We start from the raw sequence: 20,909 nt of genomic DNA on the forward strand, positions 1-20,909 counted from the left end.
CCAAATCAAGCGAGCCAACAAAAAAGGCGTCCTCACGATGCTCCCGGTCGGGGATATGCATGTGGGGACGCCTTCGTCCGGGTTTCATCCGCTGCGCCGTTGCACCGGATGAGTGAATAGGGGCCAGCTTCGGCCGCTTACGCGAGAACTCATGCAAGTGTCGTGCCAGATTTGTGCGAAGCAGCAAAGATGGGCGAGGAGGGCTGGCCAGCCCGCAAAATGCACCAATACAGGCATCAATCTTGCGGAACACCCATCCATATGAGTTTTGAAATGGACATCGGCTACACCTCGCTTGCGGGTGCCAAGGCCGTCAACGAGGACTTCGCCGGCGCCATGCTGCCCGAGGAAGGGCGCGAGGACATGGGGGTGATTGCCGCCATCGCCGACGGTGTCAGCGCCGGCGGCAATGGGCAGGAGGCGGCCCAGACCACGGTGGCCACATTGGTGCGTGATTACTACGGCACGCCCCAAACCTGGGACACCACGGTGGCGCTGGACCGTATCATCGCCGCGCAAAACGCCTGGCTGGCAGCCACCAATCGCAGGCGTGAGCCCCATGTCGGCATGACCACGCTCACCGCTTTGGTGCTGCGTGGGCATTCCTACACCCTGGCCCATGTGGGCGACACGCGGGCCTATCTGTTGCGCGAAGGACAGGTCACGCAGCTCACGGTGGACCACGTCATGCCGCACCCCGATTTCCGCCACCAGCTCATGCGGGTCGTGGGTGCCGAGGATCGCCTCGTGGTGGACTACATCCAGGGTGACCTGCAGGTGGGTGATGTCTTCATCCTGCTCAGCGACGGGGTGCACGGTTCCCTGCGCCTGCGCATGCTGGCGGAAATGGCCGAGCTGTCCAATGCCCAGCTCATCAGCGAAAGCCTGGTGCAGGCGGCCATCAAGGCCGGCAGCAACGACAACGCCACGGCCCTGGTGGTGCGTGTGCTGGGCCTGCTGGACGCCACGCTGCAGGACGTGAGCCGCACGGCCCAGGATCTGCCGGTACCGGTGCGTCTGAAGGAGGGCGACCTGATCGATGGCCTGCGCGTGATGGGTGTTGCCGCCGATACCGGCATCAACCTGATCTACCGTGTGCGAGACCCGCACAGCCAGACCGACTACGCGCTCAAGACCCTGCATCCGGCGCGCGCGCATGACCCCGAGGAGTGCGCCATGCTGGCCCACGAGGCCTGGCTGGCGCACGCCATGCAGACCTCGCGCGCCGCCGACCACCTGGTGCGCCTGCACGATGGGCCGCCCGGTGGCAAGGGACAGACCGCTTTTTACCTGCTCTATGACTGGCACGCCGGCGAAACCCTGCAGCAGATGATGGAGCGCAAGCACCGCTTCGCCCCGGCCCAGGCCGTGGCGCTGGCCACCCAGGTGCTCAAGGCCCTGGGCCGCCTGCACCGCCAGAGCGTGGTCCACCGCGACATCAAGCCGGCCAACCTGCACCAGGGTGAAGACGGGGTGCTGCGCCTGCTGGACCTGGGCGTGGCCCTGAGCGGGCGCGAGCCCGAAGCCATGCGCCGGCTGCACGCCGGCACACCCAGCTATATCAACCCCGAGCAGTGGGGGTTCACCATGCGCGCCGGTGGCATCGACACCAATGTGCCGCCCGAAGACCCCGACGCCATGAGCGATCTCTTCGCCCTGGGGGTGACGTTTTATCAACTGCTGGCCGACGGCAAGCTGCCTTACGGCGCGGTGCTGCCCTACCAGAGTGGCCGCTACTACCGGGACCCCCAACCACCCAGCCGCTACAACCCCGAGGTACCGATCTGGATGGACCACGTGGTGCTCAAGGCCGTGGCGCGCGACAAGCGCCAGCGTTTCGAAACGGCCGAGGAGTTCCTGCTGGCCCTGGAGCGCGGCGCCAGCCGCCCGCTGACGGCGCCGCCCGCCTCGCCCCTGCTGCAGCGCGACCCGACCTTCGTCTGGAAACTGCTGTTCGTGGTGAGCGGGTTGTTCAACCTGCTGTTGGTCTACTGGTTGCTGTTTCTGCCGAAGTAGGAGGAGTTTGCTGGTAGCAGCTTCTGGCTCACGGTAATGCAGACAGCAAGTGTTGCTCGATCCCCCATTTGGGGGATGAGCTCAAGCAGGTACGCTCACTAGAATTCAGCGATCCCCCGATGGGCTGATGTCCAGAGGCTCGGTTGTTTGAGTATTCAGTGTATTCAGATGCGTATTCTTGTTCTCGGCGCCATCCGGCTGTATCAGCGCCATATTTCGCCTCACAAGGGGTTTCGTTGCGCCTATGGCCTGCACACCGGGCATGGGAGTTGTTCGACCCTGGGGTTTCGGGTTGTCCGACGCTTTGGGGTGATCCATGGCTTGAAGGTCTTGCGCAAGCGGTTGTTCCTGTGTGGAGTGGCGCACCGTCGCTATGGGGTGTTGCGCGCCAGACCGCATCGCAGTCAGCGGGGTGATTGCGATCTGGGCTGTGATCTACCGGTGGATGGTGGCTGTGACATGCCGGAGTGGAAGTCGTGTGATGCGTCCGATGCGTTCAGTTGTGCCGATGGGTGCAGCTGCGATTGGCCTAGCCGACACAGGAAAGACAAAGAGAAAGGTATCTATATTCCGCCCAAAGTCACTCTTTGACGTATTGGGTAAAAAACGGTGTCGGAATGCCGGGCCTTTTGTCGATACACCAGAGGGTCGTTCGTCGTAAGAGGTGAGCCGCTTTCAAGACCACAGGGGTTGAGAGTCAGTGGCCACACACAAGGAGCACCCTATGAAGAACTTTCTGGCCGTTTTCCTGGGCACCCCCGAAGCCGCCGAGCGCTCGGGCTGGAATGCGTTGAGCGAGGCCGTGCAACAGGAACGTACCAGTGCTGGCATCCAGGCCTGGCATGCCTGGATGACGACCAACGCCGCGCGCATCGTCGAATCCGGCGCGCCGGTCGGCAAAACCAAGCGCGTGTCGGCGTCCGGCCTCAGCGATGTGAACAACGCCATCTGCGGCTACGTAGTCGTTCGGGCCGAAACCCATGAAGCGGCGGCGAAGCTTTTCATCAACCATCCGCACTTCGCGATCTTCCCCGGCGAATCCGTGGAGATCATGGAGTGCCTGCCGACACCGGGGATGGCGTGAGCCTAGGGGTGTAAGAGGGCGGCCTTACCTGAGGCCCGGGTGCTGGCTCAGCAGAAGCAGCAGGAGCAGGGCCAGCAGCAGCGAGACGCCCTTCCAGAAGGCCACGGGATTGCGCTCAATCAACGGCGGGTGGCGACGGCTGAGGAATTCGCGGTTGGGGTGGCGCAGGTCATAGGCGAATTCGGCCGCTTCCTCGTAACGCTGCCCCGGGTCGGGGTGGACGGCCTTGCGCAGCGCGCCCTCGATCCAGACCGGGATATCCCGTTTATGGTCGCGCATGGGCGCGTAGACCAGCTTTTGCCGGTCGCGGTGGGTGCGCAGCCGGGCGGCCCGCGCGCCATAGGGCAGGTGGCCGGTCAGCATCTGGTAGGTGATGACACCGAGTGAGAAGACGTCAGAGCGTGTGCTGCCACCTTCCCCCAGGAAGTATTCCGGCGCGGTGTACTGCACGGTGCCCAGCAGGGCATTGCGCTCATCGGGCGGGGCCACCTCCATCAGGCTGGCCACGCTGGTGGCGCCGAAGTCGATGATCTTCACTGTGCCGTTCACGTCGATCATGATGTTGTGCGGGCGCAGGTCCTGGTGCAGCATCTCGAGCCGGTGAAAGGCCTGCAGCCCGCGGGCGATCTGGCCGACGATGTCGCGCACGGTTTCCAGAGACGGCGCCGGGTGGTCGATCATCCATTGGCTCAAGGTCTGGCCTTCGATGTACTCCATCACGACATAGAGGTGATTGCGCTTGCGGTCCGGTGGACAGGCGCGCAGCACGTGGTCGCTGTGGATGCGGCGCGCGACCCACTCCTCCATCAGAAAACGTTCCAGATAGGCCGCGTCGTCCTGCTGGTCGATCGACGGGGTCTTGAGGACCACGGTTTGCCCGCTGGCCTCGTCTATGGCCATGTAGATGTGGCTGCGGTGGCTGGCGTGCAGTTCGCGCACCACGCGGTAGCCGTCGATCAGCTGGCCGGCCTGCAGCAGGGGGGGCACGGGCAGTTCCGAAATCTGCGACGGTATCTCGGTGGCTTCGGGAGCGGGCAGCTGCTCGATGCGCACGATCTGCACGGTGAGGTTGTCCGGGCTGCCCTGGTGCAAGGCCTCTTCGACCAGGGCCTGGGCGGCCTGGTCCAGGTTCTCGTGCAGGCGCTGGAGCGTCTGCACGATGCGGGTGCTGGCCAGATGTTCGTAGACACCATCGGTGGCGAGCACAAAGGTGTCGCCAGGCTCGACGTTAACAGTCAGGTAATCGATGTCGAGCTGCGGGTGGATGCCGAGTGCCCGGCTCAGATAGCTCTCGTCCTGCGCGACCAGCACGCGGTGGTCGGTGGTCAGCTGCTCCAGCGTCTGGCCCTGCACGCGATAGATGCGTGTGTCGCCCACGTGGAAGAGGTGGGCGGTGTTGGACTTGATGACCAGGGCACTGAAGGTGCAGACGTAACCGCGGTCACGGTCGTGACGCCACTGGCTCTGGTGGGTCTGCGAGTGCAGCCAGGCGTTGGTGGCCATCAGCACGCGCAGGGCCGAGGTCTTGACGGACCAGGCGTCTGAAGTGCAGTAGTAGTCTTCCAGGAACCCCTTCACGGCCGACTCGCTGGCAACGTCGCTCACGTCGCTGCTGCTGATGCCATCGGCCAGCGCTATGGCGATGCCCTTGGTGGCAAGTTGCGGCCCGCGCGGGATGAACACGCCATGGAAATCCTGATTGGCCGGCTTGCGTCCCGGGTCGGAATGCTGTCCAACGCTGATCTGGAGTTCTGTGCGCATGGGTCTGAAATGAAAAGAGCCTCGGACCGGATGGTACCGAGGCTCGTGGACAGTAGGGGCCTTGGCTTATTTCACCTTGCGCTTCGGGGCGGTCTTGTAATGGGTGGAATACAGTGTGGCGCCCACAAAGGTCAGTCCGCCCACCAGATTGCCGAGCACGGTGGGCAGTTCGTTCCACAGCAGGTAATCCACCCAGGTGAAGTGGCCGCCCATCATCAGGCCCGAGGGGAACAGGAACATGTTCACGATGGAGTGTTCGAAGCCCATGTAGAAGAAGACCAGGATGGGCATCCACATGCCGATCACCTTGCCCGAGACCGAGGTGGACATCATCGCAGCGACCACACCCGTGGACACCATCCAGTTGCACAGCACGGCACGGATGAACAGCGTGAGCATGCCGGCGCCGCCGTGGTCGGCGTAGCCCACCGTGCGGCTCTCGCCGATGGAGCCGAGTTTCAGGCCGATGGCGTTCGGGGCTTCCGTGAAACCGAAGGTGAAGATGATGGCCATGAACACGGCCACCGTCAGCGCGCCGGCGAAGTTGCCGATGAAGACCAGCCACCAGTTGCGCAGCACGCCGGCCCAGGTGGCGCCGGGACGCTTGTCGAACACGGCCAGCGGCACCAGGGTGAACACGCCGGTCAGCAGGTCGAAGCCCATCAGGTACAGCAGGCAGAAGCCCACGGGGAAGAGCAGGGCGCCGATCAGCGGGTTGCCGGTGTTGACCGTGACCGAGACGGCGAAGGCCGCGGCCAGCGCGAGTATGGCTCCGGCCATATAGGCGCGGATCAGTGTGTCGCGGGTGGACATGAAGATCTTGGATTCGCCGGCGTCCACCATTTTGGTGACGAATTCGGAAGGCACGACGTAGGACATGGTTGTCTCCTTGGGTTGAATGGATTGCTTGGAGGTGCGGGCTTGTAACGGTCAGCGGGCGCGCCCGCCTTTTTCTGCCCAGGTCCGCGTCCAGCGGATCTGCATGAAGCGCATCATGACCAGCACACCCAGCGAGAGCAGCGCGAACAGGGCGAAGCCCCAGAAGTAGGTTCCGGTGTGCTGGCGTGACAGGCCCATGGCATTGGGGACCAGGCCGCCGCCCAGAGCGCCGATCTCGCCGATCATGGAGCCGGCCACGGCGGTGGTCAGCGGCCAGCGCAGCGGCACCAGCTGGAACAGCGCACCGTTGCCCGCACCCAGGGCGGCAAAACACAGCATCATGAGCAGGGTGGTGAGCACCAGCGAGCCGCTGCTCATCCCGCACAGCAGCAGGGTGATGGTGATGATGACCAGCACGGTGGTCAGCGTGTTGATGCCGCCCCAGTGGTCCGAGATCCAGCCGCCGAAGATGCGCAGCGCAGCGCCCATGAAGGCGGCCAGCATGGTGAGCTGGCCGGCCTGCACCTTGCTCACGCCGAACTGGTCGTAGTAGTAGCTGGGCAGGAAGGTGGTCAGGCCGATGAAGCCGCCGAATGTGATGGCGTAGATGATGCTGAAGGCCCAGCCGTCCTTCTCGAACAGGCAGGCGATGTGGTCACGGAAGTTCGCGTGCTTGTCCACGTCGTCCGGTTCGCGGGCGATGAAGACCATGACCAGCACGGGCAGGAGCAGGCCGAGTGCGGCCAGGCCATAGACGGCTTTCCAGCCAAAGGCCTGGGCCAGTTGCGGCGCCAGCAGGGCCGAGACCGACGTGCCCACATTGCCGGCGCCGACCAAGCCCATGGCCAGGCCCTTGTAGCGCGCAGGGAAGGAGCCCGAACCCAGCGAGAGCGCCACGCCGAAGCTGGCGCCGGCGATGCCCAGCAGCACGCCCATGGCCAGCAAGTCGTTGAAGGTCTCGACAAAGAAATAGCCGAAAAGCAGTGCCAGGGCGATGCCACCCATCTCCACCAGGGTGGCGTTCTTGCGCCCGATGTACTGGGCCAGGATGCCCAGGGGAAAACGCATGAGCGCGCCGGCAAAGATGGGCACCGAGAGCATGACCCCGATCTGCGCGGGGCTGAGCTGCAGTGATTCCTTGATGAAGGGCGCCATGGCGCCGTTGGTCACCCAGACGCCGCAGCAGTAGCTGAAATAGACGAAGGAGGCCAGCAGCGTGGGGCTGTGACCGGACTGAAGAAATTTGCGAAAGCTGTTCATCATCGTGTCCATGAGCCAAGAAAAAAGGCGCCTGCACGTGCATGCAACTGGGTTGCACACGTGCAAGACGCCTTCGTCTGGGGCGATCCAGTGCGTCTTTGCACCGAATCTGGGAGTTCAGGCCGACATTGGCCCGTTCTCAATCAAATAAGCAATATTCGCGCCCGGATATGGGGCGCATCGATCTCGATACGGTTTCCCGACTCGGCGACACCGCGGAACCGGCTTTGCCGGGCCGCTGGTGTCGCCCCCTTGAGGGGGCCGCGCTCTAGGCGCGGCACGGGGGTGTTTTGTTCTCTACGCCGCTTTTTCCACGTGGGCCTGGCGTGTGTAGAGGAAGTCGATGACCGCCTTGCGATAGGCGACATAACGCGGGTCTTCGGCCAGCTCCACGCGCTTGCGCGGACGGGGCAGGTCCACCGCCAGCACCTCGCCGATGGTGGCGGCGGGACCGTTGGTCATCATCACGATCTTGTCGGACAGCAGCACGGCTTCATCGACGTCGTGCGTGACCATGACCACGGTGCTTTTCGTGCGTGCCACGATTTCCAGCAGTTCGTCCTGCAGCTTGGCGCGTGTGAGCGCATCCAGGGCGCCGAAGGGCTCGTCCATCAGCAGCACCTGCGGCTCCATGGACAGGGCGCGGGCGATGCCCACGCGCTGTTTCATGCCGCCCGAAATCTCGCCGGGGCGTTTCTGTGCCGCCGGGGTCAGGCCCACCAGGGCCAGGGCGGCCTCGGTGCGGGCCTTGAGCTGGGCCTTGTTCTCGGCTGCGGCGCCCGTGCTCTTGCTGCCGGCACCGAAGACGCGCTCCACCGCGAGGTAGACGTTCTCGTAACAGGTCAGCCAAGGCAGCAGCGAATGGTTCTGGAACACCACCGCGCGTTCGGGGCCGGGGCCGGCGATCTCGCGGTTGGCGCACAGCAGTGTGCCGTTGGTGGGGGTGGTCAGCCCGGCGATCAGGTTGAGCAGGGTGGACTTGCCGCAGCCTGAGTGGCCGATCAGCGCCACGAACTCACCCTTGGCAACCGTGAGGTTGATGTCGCGCAGCGCAGGGAACAGGCCCTTCTGGGTCTTGAAGGTCTGCTCGACGCCCTGGACCTCGATGTACTTGGTGCTCAGTGATTCGCTCATGACGGACTCCTCAGTTTTTCACTTCTTCGAAGGTGAAGGCGGTGGCCAGCTTGATCAGCGCAAACTCCAGCACCAGGCCGACGATGCCGATCACGAAGATGGCGATGATGATGTTCTTGACGTTGAGGTTGTTCCACTCGTCCCAGACCCAGAAGCCGATGCCCACGCCGCCGGTCAGCATCTCGGCCGCGACGATCACCAGCCAGGCCGTGCCCACCGCGAGGCGCACGCCGGTCAGCATGTAGGGCAGTACGGCGGGGAAGAGGATCTTGGTGACGATCTTCCATTCGGAGAGCTGCAGCACCCGCGCCACGTTCATGTAGTCCTGCGGCACGCGTTGCACGCCCACCGCGGTGTTGATGATCATGGGCCAGATCGAGCAGATGAAGATGGTCCAGATGGCCGCCGGGTTGGCACCCTTGAAGACCAGCAGCCCGATGGGCAGCCAGGCCAGCGGTGAGACCGGGCGCAGCAGGCTGATCAGCGGGTTGAACATGCGGCTCAGGAAGGTGAAGCGCCCGATCATGAAACCCGCCGGGATGCCGACGACAGCGGCCAGGCCGAAGCCCAGGGCCACGCGCTCCAGCGACATCAGCACGTTCCAGCCCACGCCCTGGTCGTTGGGACCCTTGCGGTAGAAGGGATCGCTGAACACATCGACGGCCTGCTTGAAGGTCTCGACCGGGCTGGGGATGCTGCTGTTGCTGGTGATTGTCACCAGCGCCCAGATGCCCACCAGCAGGGCCAGGCCCAGCACGGGGGGGATGACGCGCAGCCACAGGCCGCGCCAGTCGTAGCCCGGTACCTTGACCGCATCCGCTGTGGGGGCTGCCGGGGCGATGGCTTTTTTCCCGCCCGTGGGCGGGAGTGGAACGGGGACCGCCCGCTCCAGGGGGGTGTGAAAGACGGCGCTGACCATGGTGCGTTCCTTTGCTCGGCCCTCAGGCCTTGATCTTGAAGCTGTCGGCGTACTTCTTCGGGTCCTTGCCGTCCCACACCACGCCGTCGATGAGCTTGCTGGTGCGCATGTCGCTCTTGGGCAGGGGCGCCTTGGCGTCCGTCGCAGCTTGCTTGTAGACGTCGATGCGGTTGATCTGCTTGGCCACGGCCAGGTAGTCCGGGTGCTCCTTGAGCAGGCCCCAGCGCTTGTGCTGGGTCAGGAACCACATGCCGTCCGACAGGTAGGGGAAAGTGACCGCGCCATCGTTGTAGAACTTCATGTGGTCGGGGTCGTCCCAGGTCTTGCCCATGCCGTCCTGGTAACGACCCAGGATGCGCTGGTTGATGGCGTCCACGCCCGTGTTGACGTAGCTCTTGTCGGCCACGGTCTCGGCCATCTTCATCTTGTTGGACAGGCCGGCGTCGATCCACTTGCCGGCTTCGATGACGGCGGCCGTGACGGCACGCGCTGTGTTCGGGTACTTCTGCACGAACTCGGCCGTGGTGCCCAGCACCTTTTCGGGGTGGTCCTTCCAGATGGCCTGGGTGGTCGTCGCTGTGACGCCGATGCCGTCCATGATGGCGCGGTGGTTCCAGGGTTCACCCACGCAGAAGCCGTCCATATTGCCCACGCGCATGTTCGCCACCATCTGGGGCGGCGGCACGGTGATGACCTTGGCGTCCTTCATGGGGTTGATGCCGTTGGCGGCCAGCCAGTAATAGAGCCACATGGCGTGGGTGCCGGTGGGGAAGGTCTGGGCGAAGGTGTACTCGCGCTTGTCGGTGGCCATGAGCTTGGCCAGCCCTTCGCCGTTGACCGCGCCCTTGTCGGCCAGTTTCTTGGACAGGGTGATGGCCTGACCGTTGTTGTTCAAGGTCATGAGCACGGCCATGTCCTTCTTGGGGCCGGAGACGCCCAGGTGCACGCCATAGACCAGGCCGTAGAGCACGTGGGCGAAGTCGAGTTCGCCGTTGACGAGCTTGTCGCGCACGCCGGCCCAGCTGGCTTCCTTGCTGGGGATGATCTTGACGCCGTACTTCTGGTCGATGCCCAGCACCGAGGCCATGACCACGCTGGCGCAGTCGGTCAGCGGAATGAATCCGATCTTCACTTCCTTCTTCTCGGGGGCGTCGGAGCCCGCGGCGTAGACGGCGGCGCGCAGGGCCGGGTCGATGCCGACCGCCCCCACGGCGGCGGTCTGCAGCACGGCGCGGCGGCTGAGTTTGGCGTTCAGAAGGTCAGGCATGGCAGGCTCCTAGTGGCGATGAAGTAAACAAAAAAGGCGTCCTCACCGAACAGGCGCGTCTGCGTGACGCTGTCTGCTCCGTGGGGACGCCTTTGTCCGGACCGGCCCTGCACCCGCCGTTGGGTACGGGACCGATTGACCTCTATGGTCTTGTTTACTGCTACGCAAGGGGCGTGCCAACTTGCCGGCACAGGGCTGCTGCGGCCCGACTTAACCGCAAGTCATTGATTTCAATTGATTTTTCAGAAATCGGGCGGCCTTCGGGGCAGACCGCTCTGGATTGGTGCAGCGCACCAAAAGAAGACGGGGGTCCGGCCTAAAGCAGGTCGGCCACGTCGAGCATGCGCTGCGCCACCTCGGCCAGTTTCAGGCCCTTGTCCATGGCTGTCTTGCGCAGTTTCTCGTAGGCGGCCTGCTCGCTCAGGCCCTGACGCTGCATGAGCAGGCCCTTGGCGCGATCGATGGTCTTGCGGTCCTTGAGCTCGGCGCTGAGTTCGTCGAGTTCGCTGCGCGTGACGGCCAGTTCCTGGCGCAGGGCCTGCTCGTGCTGGAAGCGGGCCAGGGCCACGTCCAGGATGGGGCGGATGCGCTCGGCGGCCAGGCCGGCCACGATGTAGGCCGTCACGCCCGCGGCCACGGCGGCGCGCACGTGCGAGGTGTCCTGGTCGTTGGTGAACATGACGATGGGACGCGGCGCATCGCGCGTGGCCATGACCACGTGCTCCAGCGCATCGCGCGCGCCGCTCTCGGCATCGACGATCACCAGATCGGGTTGCAACTGGGCGATGCGCTCGTTGAGGAAGACGTCGGCGGGCAGCGATGCGATCAGGTTGAAGCCGCTCTCGAGCAGGCCGATGCGCAGGCTGCGTGAACGCTCGGCCTGCTGCACGGCATCCTCGTCTGCGGGTTCACCGACCCCCAGGTCCGAAGTCACCACCACGATGCGCAAGGCTTCATTCATGTCATTCCAGATGCAAGAAATACGCCAAACGGCGTCGATGCGCTTTTGCGCATGGCATAGAATTATCCCTGCTCCGGGGTGTCATCCGCGCAAGTGGAGGGCTGAGATGGTCGAACCGAACCCGTGAACTTGACTCGGATCATGCCGACGTAAGAAGAGCTGACAGAGCGCCCACGGGCCCTGCCACACCTTTCGGAGCAAACGTGCCCAGGCACAGAAGGAAAGGTCGTCGTGGCAGAGACAGTACACCCATCGTCGTTGGAAACATCCGGTCTGGTTCCGGATGTGCTGGCTTTTATCGCCCAGCCCGATGCGGGTGAGCAGGATTTCAATGCCTTGGCGCTGCGTCTTTTTGCGCACCAGTTCCAGCACAACACCGCTTTCCAGAAGTTCTGCCAGCAACGCGGCCGCACGCCGCGCAGCGTGAAGAGCTGGCGCGATATCCCGGCTGTGCCCATCAACGGCTTCAAGGACCTCACGCTGAGCTGCGTGCCCCCCGAGACCTGTGAACGTGTCTTCATGACCAGTGGCACCACGCGCGGCGACGTGAAGGGTCGGCACCATCACCCGCACCTGCAGGTCTACGACCGCTCGATGCTGCTGAACTTCCGCCAGCGTTTCATGGCCGGGCTGGATCGCGTTCGCATGGGCATCCTGTTCCCCAGCGAACAGCTCCTGCCCAACTCTTCTCTGGCGCACTACCTGGCGCTGGCGCTGCACAACTTCGGCACCCCCGAGAGTCGTTATTACCTCGGAGCCCAAGGCCTGCAGGTCGACGAACTCTGTGCCATGCTGGCGCAAGTGCAGGCCAGCGGCGAACCCATGGCTTTGCTGGGTGCGAGCTACAGCCTGGTGCACCTCATGGATGCATTGCAGGCGCGCGGACTGTCATTCCGATTGCCCGCCGGCAGCCGCCTGCTGGACACCGGCGGTTTCAAGGGCCAGTCGCGCGAGATGGACATGGACCTGTTCTACGACATGCTGGCATCGACCTTCGGTGTACCGCGCAGCGCCTGCATCAATATGTATGGCATGACGGAGCTCAGCACACAGTTCTATGACGCGGGCAATGCGGTGCTGCCATCGCTCAAGTCCGGCCCGCACTGGATCCGCACGCGCGTGCTGGACCCGCTCACGGGGCAGGAGAGCCCCAGGGGCGAACGCGGCATCCTGGCACACACCGACCTGGGCAACTTCAACTCCGTCACCACCATCCTCACCGAAGACGTGGGCGTGGAAGTGGAGGGGGGCTTCCTGCTGCTGGGCCGCGCCCAGGGCGCGCAGGCCAAGGGCTGTTCGCTGGCGGTGGATGAATTCCTGCGGGCGGCACAGTCATGAAAGTCAACGCAGGCTATCTGCCGGGGCTGTCGGCCGGTGAAATGCGGTGGCAGACCCTGTCCTTCGGTACCGGTGCGGACCGGATCGACGTGGACGTACCGCAGCTCACGCCTGAGCAGCTGCGCACCCTGGCTGCGCATGTGCGCGAACAGGGCCGTGCCCGACTCAAGCCCATGCCGGTCTCGCAGATCATCACGGTGATCGACCGCGCCATCGCGCGCCTGCTCGATGCCAACGATCCCTATCGGCAGCAGCTCGATGCCCTGCTGCCGCGCATTTCCGGTTTCGATGCCGAGATGGTGCGCCTGGGCCTCAACGCCTACCTCAAGACTTTCCGCGCGCCGCAGCTGCAGCGCTTCGTGGCCGAAGACTTCGCCAACCCCAAGCTGCTCGACGAGTTCCAGCCGCGGACCAAGGGGGGCATGGCGCGCGCGCTCGGCCCCGAACTGCTGGTGCATGTCTGGGCCGGCAATGTGCCGGGCCTGCCCCTGTGGAGCCTGGTCTGCGGCCTGCTGGTCAAGGCGCCGGCCATCGGCAAGGTCGCCAGCGCCGAGCCGTTCTTCGCGTCCCTCTTCGCCCGCCTGCTGGCCGAGGTCGAGCCGCGCTTGGCCGGGGTACTTGCCATCGTCTGGTTCAAAGGCGGAGATGTCGACAGCGAACAAGTGCTGTTTGCCGAGGCTGACACGGTGCTGGCCTATGGTGGCAACGACACGCTGACTGCCTTGCGGCAGCAGGTGCCGGTGAGCACGCGCTTTCTGCCCCACGGCCACAAGCTCAGCGTGGGCCTGGTCTCGGCGGCTGCGCTCGACGTGGCCCATGCCCCGGCCACGGCGCGCGCGGCGGCGCTGGACGTGGTGCGCTACGAGCAGCAGGGCTGTTATTCGCCACACACCTATTACGTGGCGCGCGGCGGCCGGGTCACGCCGCGCGAGTTCGCGCAGCAGCTGGCCGGTGAACTGGCTGCGTTGCAGCACAAGTTCGCGCGCCGCACGCTCACACTCGAAGAAGCGGCCGGCGTGGCCGGCTGGCGCCAGGGCCAGGAGCTCAAAGGCTACGCGGGAGCTGGTGTGGAGCTGCTCGGTGATGCGCAGGCCTCCTGGTGCGTGGCCTATGCCGAGCAGGCCAGTGTGCTGCTGCCCGGCGCGCTGAACCGCACCGTGCAGGTGCAGGCGGTGGATCATCTGGGAGACACCCTGCCCCTGCTGGCCGCGCAACGCACGTTTTTGCAGACCGTGGGCCTGGCAGCCGCGCCGCAGGAGTTGCAGGACCTGGCCGAACAGCTGGGTGCCGCTGGGGCCACGCGCATCTGCGCCATTGGCAATATGACAGCGCCCGAAGCCGGCTGGCACCACGACGGACGTTTCAGTCTGCTGGACCTGGTGCGCATGGTCGAGCTCGAAGCTTCGGCCGAAAGCGCGGCTGAAACCTACGCGCCTTATCGAGATTGAGATGAGCAGCACGCCTTTCCTCGACATGCGCCAGGTGAGCTACACCTTCCCCGGCTGGTCGCCGGTGGTGAAGGCGGTGGACTGGGACATCGCGCCCGGCGAGTTCCATTGTCTGGTGGGTCGCAGCGGCTGCGGCAAGACCACGCTGCTCAAGCTCGCTGCCGGTCTCCTGCAACCCGACGCAGGCACGGTGAGCCTGCAGGATCAGCCCATCCTTCAACCCGGGCCGGGTACCGGCTTCGTGTTCCAGCAAGCGACGCTGCTGGACTGGCTGACCGTGCTGGACAACGTGCTGCTGCCGCTGACCCTGCAACGCAAGCCGACCGCGGCCGATGTGGCCCGTGCAGAACAACTGCTGGCACAGATGGGCTTGAGTGCCTACCTGCGCCACCATCCGCGCCAGCTGTCGGGTGGGCAGCAAAGCCGCGTGGCGATCGCGCGCGCGCTGTTGCTCGATCCGCCCATCCTGCTGATGGACGAGCCCTTCGCCGCGCTGGATGCGATCACACGCGAGGAGCTGCAGGACGAGTTGCTGGCGATGTGCAGCGCGCGCGGCACCTCGGTGTTTTTCGTCACGCACGACATCGCGGAGGCGGTTTACCTGGCCGACCGCGTGGCCGTGATGGACGCCGGTCGCATCCGGCGTGACATCCGGGTGGAGCTGCCACGCCCGCGCGGCCGTGACGTGCGTTACAGCGCCGCCTTCAATGCCATCTGCGCCGAGCTGCGGCACGCCATGGACGGGGAGGGCGCATGAAGTACCCGCGTCTTCTCGCTTTCGTTTTGTTGCTCGTCCTGCTGTTGGCCTGGGAATGGGCCGTGCAGGTTTTCAGGTTTTCGCCGCTGGTGCTGCCACCGCCGAGCGGCATCCTTGCCGCGCTCTGGCGTGGCCTGCAGACGGGTTACCTGTGGCCGCACATCGCCCAGACCCTGCTGGAACTGGGCCTGGGCCTGGTGCTGGGCGTGGTCCTGGGTTTTGCCGGGGGCGTGCTGCTGGGCGAATCGGCCGTGCTGCGCCGTGTGCTCATGCCCTATGTGGTGACCAGCCAGGTGGTGCCCAAGCTGGCGCTGGTGCCGCTCTTCATCGTCTGGTTCGGTTTTGGCACCGTGCCTACCGTGGTCATCACCGCGCTGATCTGTTTCTTCCCGCTGCTGGAAAACACGCTGACCGGCATCGCCCAGGTGGACGCCGCGCGGCTGGAACTGTTCCGCATGCTGGGCGCCACGCGTTGGCAGACCCTGTGGCGGCTCAAGGTGCCTGCGGGCCTGCCTGCGATCCTCGCCGGTTTGCGCGTGGCCGTGGTGCTGGCGCTGGTGGGCGCGGTGGTGGGTGAGTTCGTGGGGGCCAGCAAGGGCCTGGGCGCGCTGATCATCGCCGCCCAGGGCTCCATGGACACACCGCTGATGTTTGCCGCACTGCTGCTCATCACGCTGATCGGCCTGCTGCTGTACGAGGCCACGCTCTGGCTGGAGCGCCGCCTGTTGCAATCCTATTCATCTACTTTCAACTGAGGACGACATCATGAAACGACAAACCCTGCGTGCGCTGGCGGCTTGCGCGCTGCTCAGCCTGGGCACCGGCACGGCCATGGCCCAGGACACCAAACTGGACAAGGTCACCATCGCTGGCTGGGGCGGCCCGATCTCCGAGATCACCAACATCCTGGTCGAACCCGACAAGGGGTTTTTCCGCGCCAAGGGGATCGATGTCGTGTACATGCCCGGTGCCGGTGGTGGTGATGCCGTGCGCAACCTGCTCAGCGGCCAGGGCGACGTGGCCTTCACAGACCCGGGCTCGCTCTACGCCGCGCTGGACAAGGGCGAGAAGCTGCGCGTGATCTACGACATCTATCCGCAGAACATCTTCAACGTGGTGGCGCTCAAGAGCAGCGGCATCAGCAAGCCCGCAGACCTCAAGGGCAAGAAGATCGGCGTCTACAGCCTGTCCAGCGGCACGCTGACCAATCTGCAGCTGCTGCTGAACCAGGCGGGCCTGTCGGAAAAGGATGTGACCATCGTCGTCACCGGCCTGCTCAACTTCGCGCCGCTGATGCAGGGGCAGGTGGACGCCACCGCCGCCACCGACACCGGCCTGCTGGTGGCCCGTGCCAAGGGTGTGGGTGAGGTGAACGTGATGGAAGTGCGCAACTCGCTCAACGTCTCCAGCGACATCTTCGTGGTGCGTGAAGAAACGTACCAGCAGAAGAAGGACCTGCTCAGGCGCTTCCTCGCGGCCTACCGCGAAAGCATGCAGTGGATGATCGCCCAGCCGCAGGAAGCCGCCGCGCTGGCGGTCAAGCGGGCCATCAACGGCCAGAACGAGGCCGTGAACTTGGAGGTGATCAAGCTGCGCAATCTGTCCAGCGTCTCGCCGCTGACGCAACAAAAAGGCCTGGGCGCCATCGACGTGGACGCCTTGCAGAAAGGCGCCGACGCGTGGAAGAGGATCGGCCTGATCCAGCGCGACCTCAAGATGAAGGACGTGGCGAGCCCTGATCTTTTGCCCGGCAAGTGAACATGAAATTCCAGGGCCAGGTCATCCTCGTCACCGGCGCCAGCCGCGGCATCGGCGCGGCCATTGCCCAGGCTTTTGCGGCCGAGGGTGGCTTCGTGGTGGTGAACTACCTGCGCAGCGAGGCGGCCGCGAACGAGGTGGTGGCGCAGTGCAAGGCCGTGGGAGGTGATGCCTGGGCCCTGCGTGCCGACGCCAATGACGCTGCGCAGGTGCAGGCCCTCGTGGCCCAGGTTCAGGCCGAACTGGGCCGCATCGATGTGCTGGTCAACAACGCCTTCGCACCCTACCGCTTCGACCCTGAGCAGCGCAAGCGCTTCTGGGAAACCGGATGGGCCGATTACCAGACCCAGTTCGACGGCGCCGTGCGCGCCACCTACAACGTCTGCCAGGCCGTGCTGCCCGGCATGCGCCAGCGCGCGCAGGGTTGCATCGTCAACCTGGCCAGTGATCTGGTGGAGCGGCCCGTGGTGCCCTACCACGACTACAGCACGGCCAAGTCCGCGCTGGTGGGTTTCAGCCGCAACCTCGCGGCCGAACTGGGGCCGCTGGGCATACGCGTGAATTGCGTGGCGCCTGGCCTGGTCTACCCGACCGACGCCAGCCGCGCGACCAAAGAAGACGTGAAGGAAGCCATCGTGGCGCAGACGCCCTTGCGGCGCATCGCCCGGCCCGAAGACGTGGCGGGGCCGGTGCTCTTCCTGGCCTCGGAGTGGAGCCGTTTTGTCACGGGTCAGGTGCTGGTGGTCGATGGTGGTTTGGTGATGAAGTAAGCGGTCATTCGCTTAGACTCGCTTCATGTCCGACACTGCGCCCCTGATCCTGGGCATCGAATCCTCCTGCGACGAAACCGGCGTGGCCCTGGTGCAAAGCCATGGCGGTCCGGTGCCGCAGCTGCTCTCGCACGCGCTCTACAGCCAGATCGAGATGCACCAAGCCTATGGCGGTGTGGTGCCCGAACTGGCCAGCCGCGACCATATCCGCCGTGTGCTGCCGTTGACAAGCCAGGTGATGCAGGAGGCAGGCAAGTCGCTGAAAGACATTGACGTGGTGGCCTACACGCGCGGCCCCGGTCTGGCCGGCGCGCTGCTGGTCGGCGCCGGTGTGGCCTGTGCCTTGGGCGCGGCCCTGGGCAAGCCGGTGCTGGGCGTGCACCACCTCGAAGGCCATCTGCTCTCACCCTTCCTGAGCGCCGATCCGCCCGAGTTTCCTTTCGTTGCGCTGCTGGTTTCCGGCGGCCACACGCAGCTCATGCGCGTGGACGGGGTAGGGCGCTACGAGATCCTGGGCGAGACCATCGACGACGCGGCCGGTGAGGCCTTCGACAAATCAGCCAAGCTCATGGGCCTGCCTTATCCCGGGGGGCCGGGCCTGGCGAAGCTGGCAGAGCAGGGCGACGGCGCGGCCTTCAAGCTGCCGCGTCCGCTGCTGCACAGCGGCAACCTGGATTTCTCTTTTGCGGGGCTCAAGACGGCCGTGCTCACGCAGGCGCAGCGCCTGGGGGCCGAGCTGGAAGCGCGCAAAGCGGATTTGGCGGCTTCGACACAGGCCGCCATCGTCGAAGTGCTGGTGAAGAAATCGCTGGCCGCGCTGGACCAGACGGGCATGAAGCGCCTGGTCGTGGCCGGCGGCGTGGGCGCCAACAAGCTGCTGCGCGAGCAGCTCAACGCTGCATGCGCGAAGCGCAAGGTGCGCGTGCACTACCCCGAGCTGCACCTGTGCACCGACAACGGCGCCATGATCGCCATGGCTGCCGCCATGCGCCTGCAGGCAGGCCAGCAGGAAGCGACCCGTGCTTACACCTTTGAGGTCAAGCCGCGTTGGCCGCTGGATGCGATCAGCCAGTCGGTCTGAGCTGCGGACTTTGTCGGTTTGTTCATGGTGTTTGGGTGGGAGAGCGCGCCTGAAACCCGATATATTTCCAACAATTAAATCAAAATACGGGAGGGGCAATGAACTTTGTTATGCCGACAGATTTGCAGCCCAAATCAAGTTAGATGTATGCGAGCAGTTGCCTATTTCCTGTCCATTGCAGCCCTCGCCTTGCTCCTCGTGATGCAGATAGGGATGAGCAACCGAACGGCGACACTGTTTTTTGTTGTCTCCATGCTCATGGCAATTCCTTTGTACTTTGGCACTCGTGATCGAACAAAGGAGCCATCTGCGATAGAGAAGTCTATGGCCAATTTATGGGTGTGGTTGAGACGTGGTGTCAGCTTGATTCTGGGGCTCCCCATGGTTCTTGCCGGCTTCTATTTTCTTGTCTGGCCAGATGCCTCTCTCGATAAGCACTCGTGGTTCGCAAAGGTTGCAGCAATTGCCCTCGGCGTTTTTGTGCTTTACGTTGGCATGGTGGGACAAGGTGGCGATCGTTATGCTTTCCGCGATGATGTCGAATTGCACAAGAAAAACAAACGAAGATACAAGTGGTGGTTCTAAGGCATGCATCTAACTACTTGTTCCAGTCCATCTGCTACGGCTGGCTTCACCCACCTCCTCAAGTGACCGAGTTCAAACGTTGAGCAAATAAAAAGGCCGCGAACTTCGCGGCCTTTATCTTTTGGGTTGCGGTCTCAGTTGATCGCCAGCTTGACAGTCTTGTCGGCCGGCTGGACCTTGACCAGCTTGAGCGTGAGCACGCCGTTTTCCAGCTTGGCTTCGCTGGCAGAGACGTCGATGTCCTGCGGCAGCTCGTAGGCGGCCTTGTACTGGCGCTTGGCTTCGGGCAGGGTTTCGATGCGGATCACATTGCCTTCGATGCCGATGGACAGTTGCTCGCGGCTGACGCCGGGCACGTCGAAGCTCAGCTCGTAGGCCTTGTCGTCGGCGGCCTTGGCCGGCTGCTCGGCGGGGGCGGACTCGCTGAAGAAGCGGTCGAAGGCGCGCAGCGAGGGGGAGAAGGCAGAACGGCGGATGACGGGTACGAACAGCATGGTTGAACTCCTGTGGTGTTAACGGTGGACTCGGTGTGCGGGGGCACTGCCGGCCGCAGGGCATAACTGGGAACGGGCCGGGAAGTTTTCAAGGCCCGCAGCCCGTGGCAAATTTTTCCAGGCCGGATCTTGAAAATAGGGAGGCTGCCTCTATGCCCGGGCACTGCGACCCCACCGGCCAGGCGGCACAATCTCTCCCTTGCGATGGAGAAAACATGCGCCAGGTGATCCGTGATCTCGAAGAATCCAAAATCCGCGAAGTGGCCAATGCCGGCCTGGGGCGCAGCGATGTGCTGGCCTTCTGGTTCGGCGAGGGCGACGAGGTCACCCCAGACTTCGTGCGCCAGGCGGCCATCGACTCTCTTGGTAATGGCGAGACCTTCTACAGCCACAACCTGGGCCTGCCCGAGCTGCGCGCGGCCATCGCCCTGCACCTGAGCCGCCTGCACGGCACCGTGGCGCCGGACCGCATTGCCGTGACCTCGGGGGGCGTGAACGCGCTGATGATCGCCATGCAGGCCCTGCTGGAAGCGGGCGACGAGGTGGCCATCGTGACCCCGGTCTGGCCCAACCTCACGGCGCAGCCGCTCATCCTGGGCGCCAAACTCAAGCCCATCCCACTCAAGCCGGTGGCGGGTGCCTGGACGCTGGACTTGGAAGCGCTGCTGGCCGCGGTGACCCCGGCCACCAAGGTGCTGATCCTCAACGCGCCCAGCAACCCCACGGGCTGGACGCTGACGCGCGAAGAGCAGCAGCGCATCCTGGACCATTGCCGTCGCACCGGCACCTGGATCCTCGCCGACGAGGTGTACTCGCAGCTGTATTACGAAGCCGATACGCCCAATGGCTGCACGCCCAGTTTCCTGGACATCGCTTCTTCCGAAGACCGGCTGATCGTGGTGCACAGCTTTTCCAAGAGCTTCTTGATGACGGGCTGGCGCCTGGGCTGGCTGGTGCTGCCGTCGGCCATCACGCACGATGTGGGCAAGTTGATCGAGTTCAACACCTCCTGCGCTAGCGTTTTCACCCAGCGCGCGGGCGTGGCGGCCCTGCAGCGGGCCGGCGAGATCACGCCGCGCGTGGTGGCCCACCTGAAAACCTGCCGCGACACCCTGGTGCCGCTGCTGCAGGCCCTGCCGGGTGTGGAGCTGGCCAGGCCAGCGGCCGGCATGTACGCCTTTTTCCGCCTGGCCGGGCACGGCGATTCCCTGGCCACGGCCAAGCACCTGGTGCGCGAGGCCGGCCTGGGCCTGGCCCCGGGCGAGGCCTTTGCGCCCGAGGCCCAGGGCTGGCTGCGCTGGTGCTTTGCCTCCAAGGACCCGCAGCGCCTGGGGCAGGGGGTGGAACGGCTCCAGAAATGGCTCGGAAGTAAGTAGGCGCTCCGGATTTCGGATTCG

20 protein-coding genes are annotated in these 20,909 nt (G+C 64.6%); 12 read left to right on the forward strand and 8 right to left on the reverse strand.

Going from position 1 to position 20,909, the window contains the following annotated elements:
• Nucleotides 1–261 precede the first annotated feature (261 nt).
• The 3 genes from AC07NT_RS03380 to AC07NT_RS03390 all read left to right on the forward strand — a co-directional run bounded on the left by AC07NT_RS03380 (nt 262) and on the right by AC07NT_RS03390 (nt 3,100).
• On the forward strand, nt 262–2,016 hold the full coding sequence (locus AC07NT_RS03380; RefSeq protein WP_498597838.1) for a bifunctional protein-serine/threonine kinase/phosphatase: 1,755 nt from the start codon (nt 262–264) through the stop codon (nt 2,014–2,016).
• Between the two features lie 168 nt (nt 2,017–2,184).
• Nucleotides 2,185–2,607, forward strand: coding sequence for a membrane protein insertion efficiency factor YidD (gene yidD, locus AC07NT_RS03385; protein ID WP_498597837.1), 423 nt, complete (start codon nt 2,185–2,187; stop codon nt 2,605–2,607).
• A 133-nt stretch (nt 2,608–2,740) separates the two neighbouring features.
• Nucleotides 2,741–3,100 (forward strand): hypothetical protein, encoded by a 360-nt coding sequence (locus tag AC07NT_RS03390; protein ID WP_498597836.1) that lies wholly within the window; start codon nt 2,741–2,743, stop codon nt 3,098–3,100.
• A 24-nt stretch (nt 3,101–3,124) separates the two neighbouring features.
• On the opposite strand, the gene AC07NT_RS03395 is transcribed toward AC07NT_RS03390, so the two are convergent.
• The 7 genes from AC07NT_RS03395 to AC07NT_RS03425 form a co-directional block, all read right to left on the reverse strand.
• A complete protein-coding gene (locus AC07NT_RS03395) occupies nt 3,125–4,861 on the reverse strand; it encodes a bifunctional protein-serine/threonine kinase/phosphatase (RefSeq protein WP_498597835.1) in 1,737 nt (578 codons plus the stop codon).
• 66 nt (nt 4,862–4,927) lie between these two features.
• A complete protein-coding gene (locus tag AC07NT_RS03400; RefSeq protein WP_498597834.1) occupies nt 4,928–5,740 on the reverse strand; it encodes a formate/nitrite transporter family protein in 813 nt (270 codons plus the stop codon).
• Nucleotides 5,741–5,791: 51 nt separating this feature from the next.
• Nucleotides 5,792–7,000, reverse strand: a complete 1,209-nt coding sequence (locus tag AC07NT_RS03405; RefSeq protein ID WP_498597833.1) for an MFS transporter — start codon at nt 6,998–7,000, stop codon at nt 5,792–5,794.
• Nucleotides 7,001–7,297: 297 nt separating this feature from the next.
• Entirely contained in the window at nt 7,298–8,134 is an 837-nt protein-coding gene (locus AC07NT_RS03410; RefSeq protein ID WP_498597832.1) for an ABC transporter ATP-binding protein, read from the reverse strand.
• 10 nt (nt 8,135–8,144) lie between these two features.
• On the reverse strand, nt 8,145–9,053 hold the full coding sequence (ntrB, locus tag AC07NT_RS03415) for a nitrate ABC transporter permease (protein ID WP_498597831.1): 909 nt from the start codon (nt 9,051–9,053) through the stop codon (nt 8,145–8,147).
• A gap of 22 nt (nt 9,054–9,075) precedes the next feature.
• A complete protein-coding gene (locus AC07NT_RS03420) occupies nt 9,076–10,320 on the reverse strand; it encodes a CmpA/NrtA family ABC transporter substrate-binding protein (protein WP_498597830.1) in 1,245 nt (414 codons plus the stop codon).
• Nucleotides 10,321–10,636: 316 nt separating this feature from the next.
• Nucleotides 10,637–11,281 carry an ANTAR domain-containing response regulator gene (locus AC07NT_RS03425; RefSeq protein WP_498597829.1) on the reverse strand — a complete coding sequence of 215 codons (645 nt, stop codon included), beginning with the start codon at nt 11,279–11,281 and terminating at the stop codon, nt 10,637–10,639.
• Between the two features lie 231 nt (nt 11,282–11,512).
• Between AC07NT_RS03425 and AC07NT_RS03430 the strand changes: the two genes are divergently transcribed.
• The 8 genes from AC07NT_RS03430 (at nt 11,513) to AC07NT_RS03465 (ending at nt 19,018) form a co-directional block, all read left to right on the forward strand.
• The gene (locus AC07NT_RS03430; protein ID WP_498597828.1) at nt 11,513–12,619 is read left to right on the forward strand and encodes a LuxE/PaaK family acyltransferase; all 1,107 of its coding nucleotides are present in this window, start codon (nt 11,513–11,515) and stop codon (nt 12,617–12,619) included.
• Nucleotides 12,616–14,067, forward strand: a complete 1,452-nt coding sequence (locus AC07NT_RS03435; protein WP_498597827.1) for an acyl-CoA reductase — start codon at nt 12,616–12,618, stop codon at nt 14,065–14,067. Before AC07NT_RS03430 ends, AC07NT_RS03435 begins: the two co-directional genes overlap by 4 nt.
• A 1-nt stretch (nt 14,068) precedes the next feature.
• Nucleotides 14,069–14,824 (forward strand): ABC transporter ATP-binding protein, encoded by a 756-nt coding sequence (locus AC07NT_RS03440; RefSeq protein WP_498597826.1) that lies wholly within the window; start codon nt 14,069–14,071, stop codon nt 14,822–14,824.
• Nucleotides 14,821–15,579: an ABC transporter permease gene (locus AC07NT_RS03445; protein WP_498597825.1), complete on the forward strand. Its 759-nt coding sequence runs from the start codon at nt 14,821–14,823 to the stop codon at nt 15,577–15,579. The genes AC07NT_RS03440 and AC07NT_RS03445 overlap by 4 nt, the downstream gene beginning before the upstream one ends.
• 10 nt (nt 15,580–15,589) lie before the next feature.
• A complete protein-coding gene (locus AC07NT_RS03450; protein ID WP_498597824.1) occupies nt 15,590–16,582 on the forward strand; it encodes an ABC transporter substrate-binding protein in 993 nt (330 codons plus the stop codon).
• 2 nt (nt 16,583–16,584) lie between these two features.
• Entirely contained in the window at nt 16,585–17,352 is a 768-nt protein-coding gene (locus AC07NT_RS03455) for a 3-oxoacyl-ACP reductase (RefSeq protein ID WP_498597823.1), read from the forward strand.
• 25 nt (nt 17,353–17,377) lie between these two features.
• Nucleotides 17,378–18,433 (forward strand): tRNA (adenosine(37)-N6)-threonylcarbamoyltransferase complex transferase subunit TsaD, encoded by a 1,056-nt coding sequence (gene tsaD, locus AC07NT_RS03460; protein WP_498597822.1) that lies wholly within the window; start codon nt 17,378–17,380, stop codon nt 18,431–18,433.
• 147 nt (nt 18,434–18,580) lie between these two features.
• Nucleotides 18,581–19,018 carry a hypothetical protein gene (locus AC07NT_RS03465; RefSeq protein ID WP_498597821.1) on the forward strand — a complete coding sequence of 146 codons (438 nt, stop codon included), beginning with the start codon at nt 18,581–18,583 and terminating at the stop codon, nt 19,016–19,018.
• A 134-nt stretch (nt 19,019–19,152) separates the two neighbouring features.
• Here the strand turns inward: AC07NT_RS03465 and AC07NT_RS03470 are convergent, their stop codons facing one another.
• Nucleotides 19,153–19,512, reverse strand: a complete 360-nt coding sequence (locus AC07NT_RS03470) for an Hsp20/alpha crystallin family protein (protein ID WP_498597820.1) — start codon at nt 19,510–19,512, stop codon at nt 19,153–19,155.
• Between the two features lie 215 nt (nt 19,513–19,727).
• Here AC07NT_RS03470 and AC07NT_RS03475 point away from each other — a divergent pair, with 215 nt between their 5' ends.
• Nucleotides 19,728–20,888 carry a pyridoxal phosphate-dependent aminotransferase gene (locus AC07NT_RS03475; RefSeq protein WP_498597819.1) on the forward strand — a complete coding sequence of 387 codons (1,161 nt, stop codon included), beginning with the start codon at nt 19,728–19,730 and terminating at the stop codon, nt 20,886–20,888.
• Nucleotides 20,889–20,909 lie beyond the last annotated feature (21 nt).

This window comes from Hylemonella sp. GW821-FHT10B10 (assembly GCF_059415585.1).

What these genes read in the sequence shown, in the direction of transcription:
- AC07NT_RS03455 (WP_498597823.1), top strand. Translation starts at nt 16,585, where the DNA reads ATGAAATTCCAGGGCCAGGTCATCCTCGTCACCGGCGCCAGCCGCGGC.
- AC07NT_RS03470 (WP_498597820.1), bottom strand. Translation starts at nt 19,512, where the DNA reads ATGCTGTTCGTACCCGTCATCCGCCGTTCTGCCTTCTCCCCCTCGCTG.
- AC07NT_RS03410 (WP_498597832.1), bottom strand. Translation starts at nt 8,134, where the DNA reads ATGAGCGAATCACTGAGCACCAAGTACATCGAGGTCCAGGGCGTCGAG.
- AC07NT_RS03475 (WP_498597819.1), top strand. Translation starts at nt 19,728, where the DNA reads ATGCGCCAGGTGATCCGTGATCTCGAAGAATCCAAAATCCGCGAAGTG.
- AC07NT_RS03420 (WP_498597830.1), bottom strand. Translation starts at nt 10,320, where the DNA reads ATGCCTGACCTTCTGAACGCCAAACTCAGCCGCCGCGCCGTGCTGCAG.
- AC07NT_RS03405 (WP_498597833.1), bottom strand. Translation starts at nt 7,000, where the DNA reads ATGAACAGCTTTCGCAAATTTCTTCAGTCCGGTCACAGCCCCACGCTG.
- AC07NT_RS03465 (WP_498597821.1), top strand. Translation starts at nt 18,581, where the DNA reads ATGCGAGCAGTTGCCTATTTCCTGTCCATTGCAGCCCTCGCCTTGCTC.
- AC07NT_RS03435 (WP_498597827.1), top strand. Translation starts at nt 12,616, where the DNA reads ATGAAAGTCAACGCAGGCTATCTGCCGGGGCTGTCGGCCGGTGAAATG.
- AC07NT_RS03445 (WP_498597825.1), top strand. Translation starts at nt 14,821, where the DNA reads ATGAAGTACCCGCGTCTTCTCGCTTTCGTTTTGTTGCTCGTCCTGCTG.
- yidD (WP_498597837.1), top strand. Translation starts at nt 2,185, where the DNA reads ATGCGTATTCTTGTTCTCGGCGCCATCCGGCTGTATCAGCGCCATATT.
- AC07NT_RS03395 (WP_498597835.1), bottom strand. Translation starts at nt 4,861, where the DNA reads ATGCGCACAGAACTCCAGATCAGCGTTGGACAGCATTCCGACCCGGGA.
- AC07NT_RS03440 (WP_498597826.1), top strand. Translation starts at nt 14,069, where the DNA reads ATGAGCAGCACGCCTTTCCTCGACATGCGCCAGGTGAGCTACACCTTC.
- AC07NT_RS03390 (WP_498597836.1), top strand. Translation starts at nt 2,741, where the DNA reads ATGAAGAACTTTCTGGCCGTTTTCCTGGGCACCCCCGAAGCCGCCGAG.
- AC07NT_RS03400 (WP_498597834.1), bottom strand. Translation starts at nt 5,740, where the DNA reads ATGTCCTACGTCGTGCCTTCCGAATTCGTCACCAAAATGGTGGACGCC.
- ntrB (WP_498597831.1), bottom strand. Translation starts at nt 9,053, where the DNA reads ATGGTCAGCGCCGTCTTTCACACCCCCCTGGAGCGGGCGGTCCCCGTT.
- AC07NT_RS03425 (WP_498597829.1), bottom strand. Translation starts at nt 11,281, where the DNA reads ATGAATGAAGCCTTGCGCATCGTGGTGGTGACTTCGGACCTGGGGGTC.
- AC07NT_RS03450 (WP_498597824.1), top strand. Translation starts at nt 15,590, where the DNA reads ATGAAACGACAAACCCTGCGTGCGCTGGCGGCTTGCGCGCTGCTCAGC.
- tsaD (WP_498597822.1), top strand. Translation starts at nt 17,378, where the DNA reads ATGTCCGACACTGCGCCCCTGATCCTGGGCATCGAATCCTCCTGCGAC.
- AC07NT_RS03380 (WP_498597838.1), top strand. Translation starts at nt 262, where the DNA reads ATGAGTTTTGAAATGGACATCGGCTACACCTCGCTTGCGGGTGCCAAG.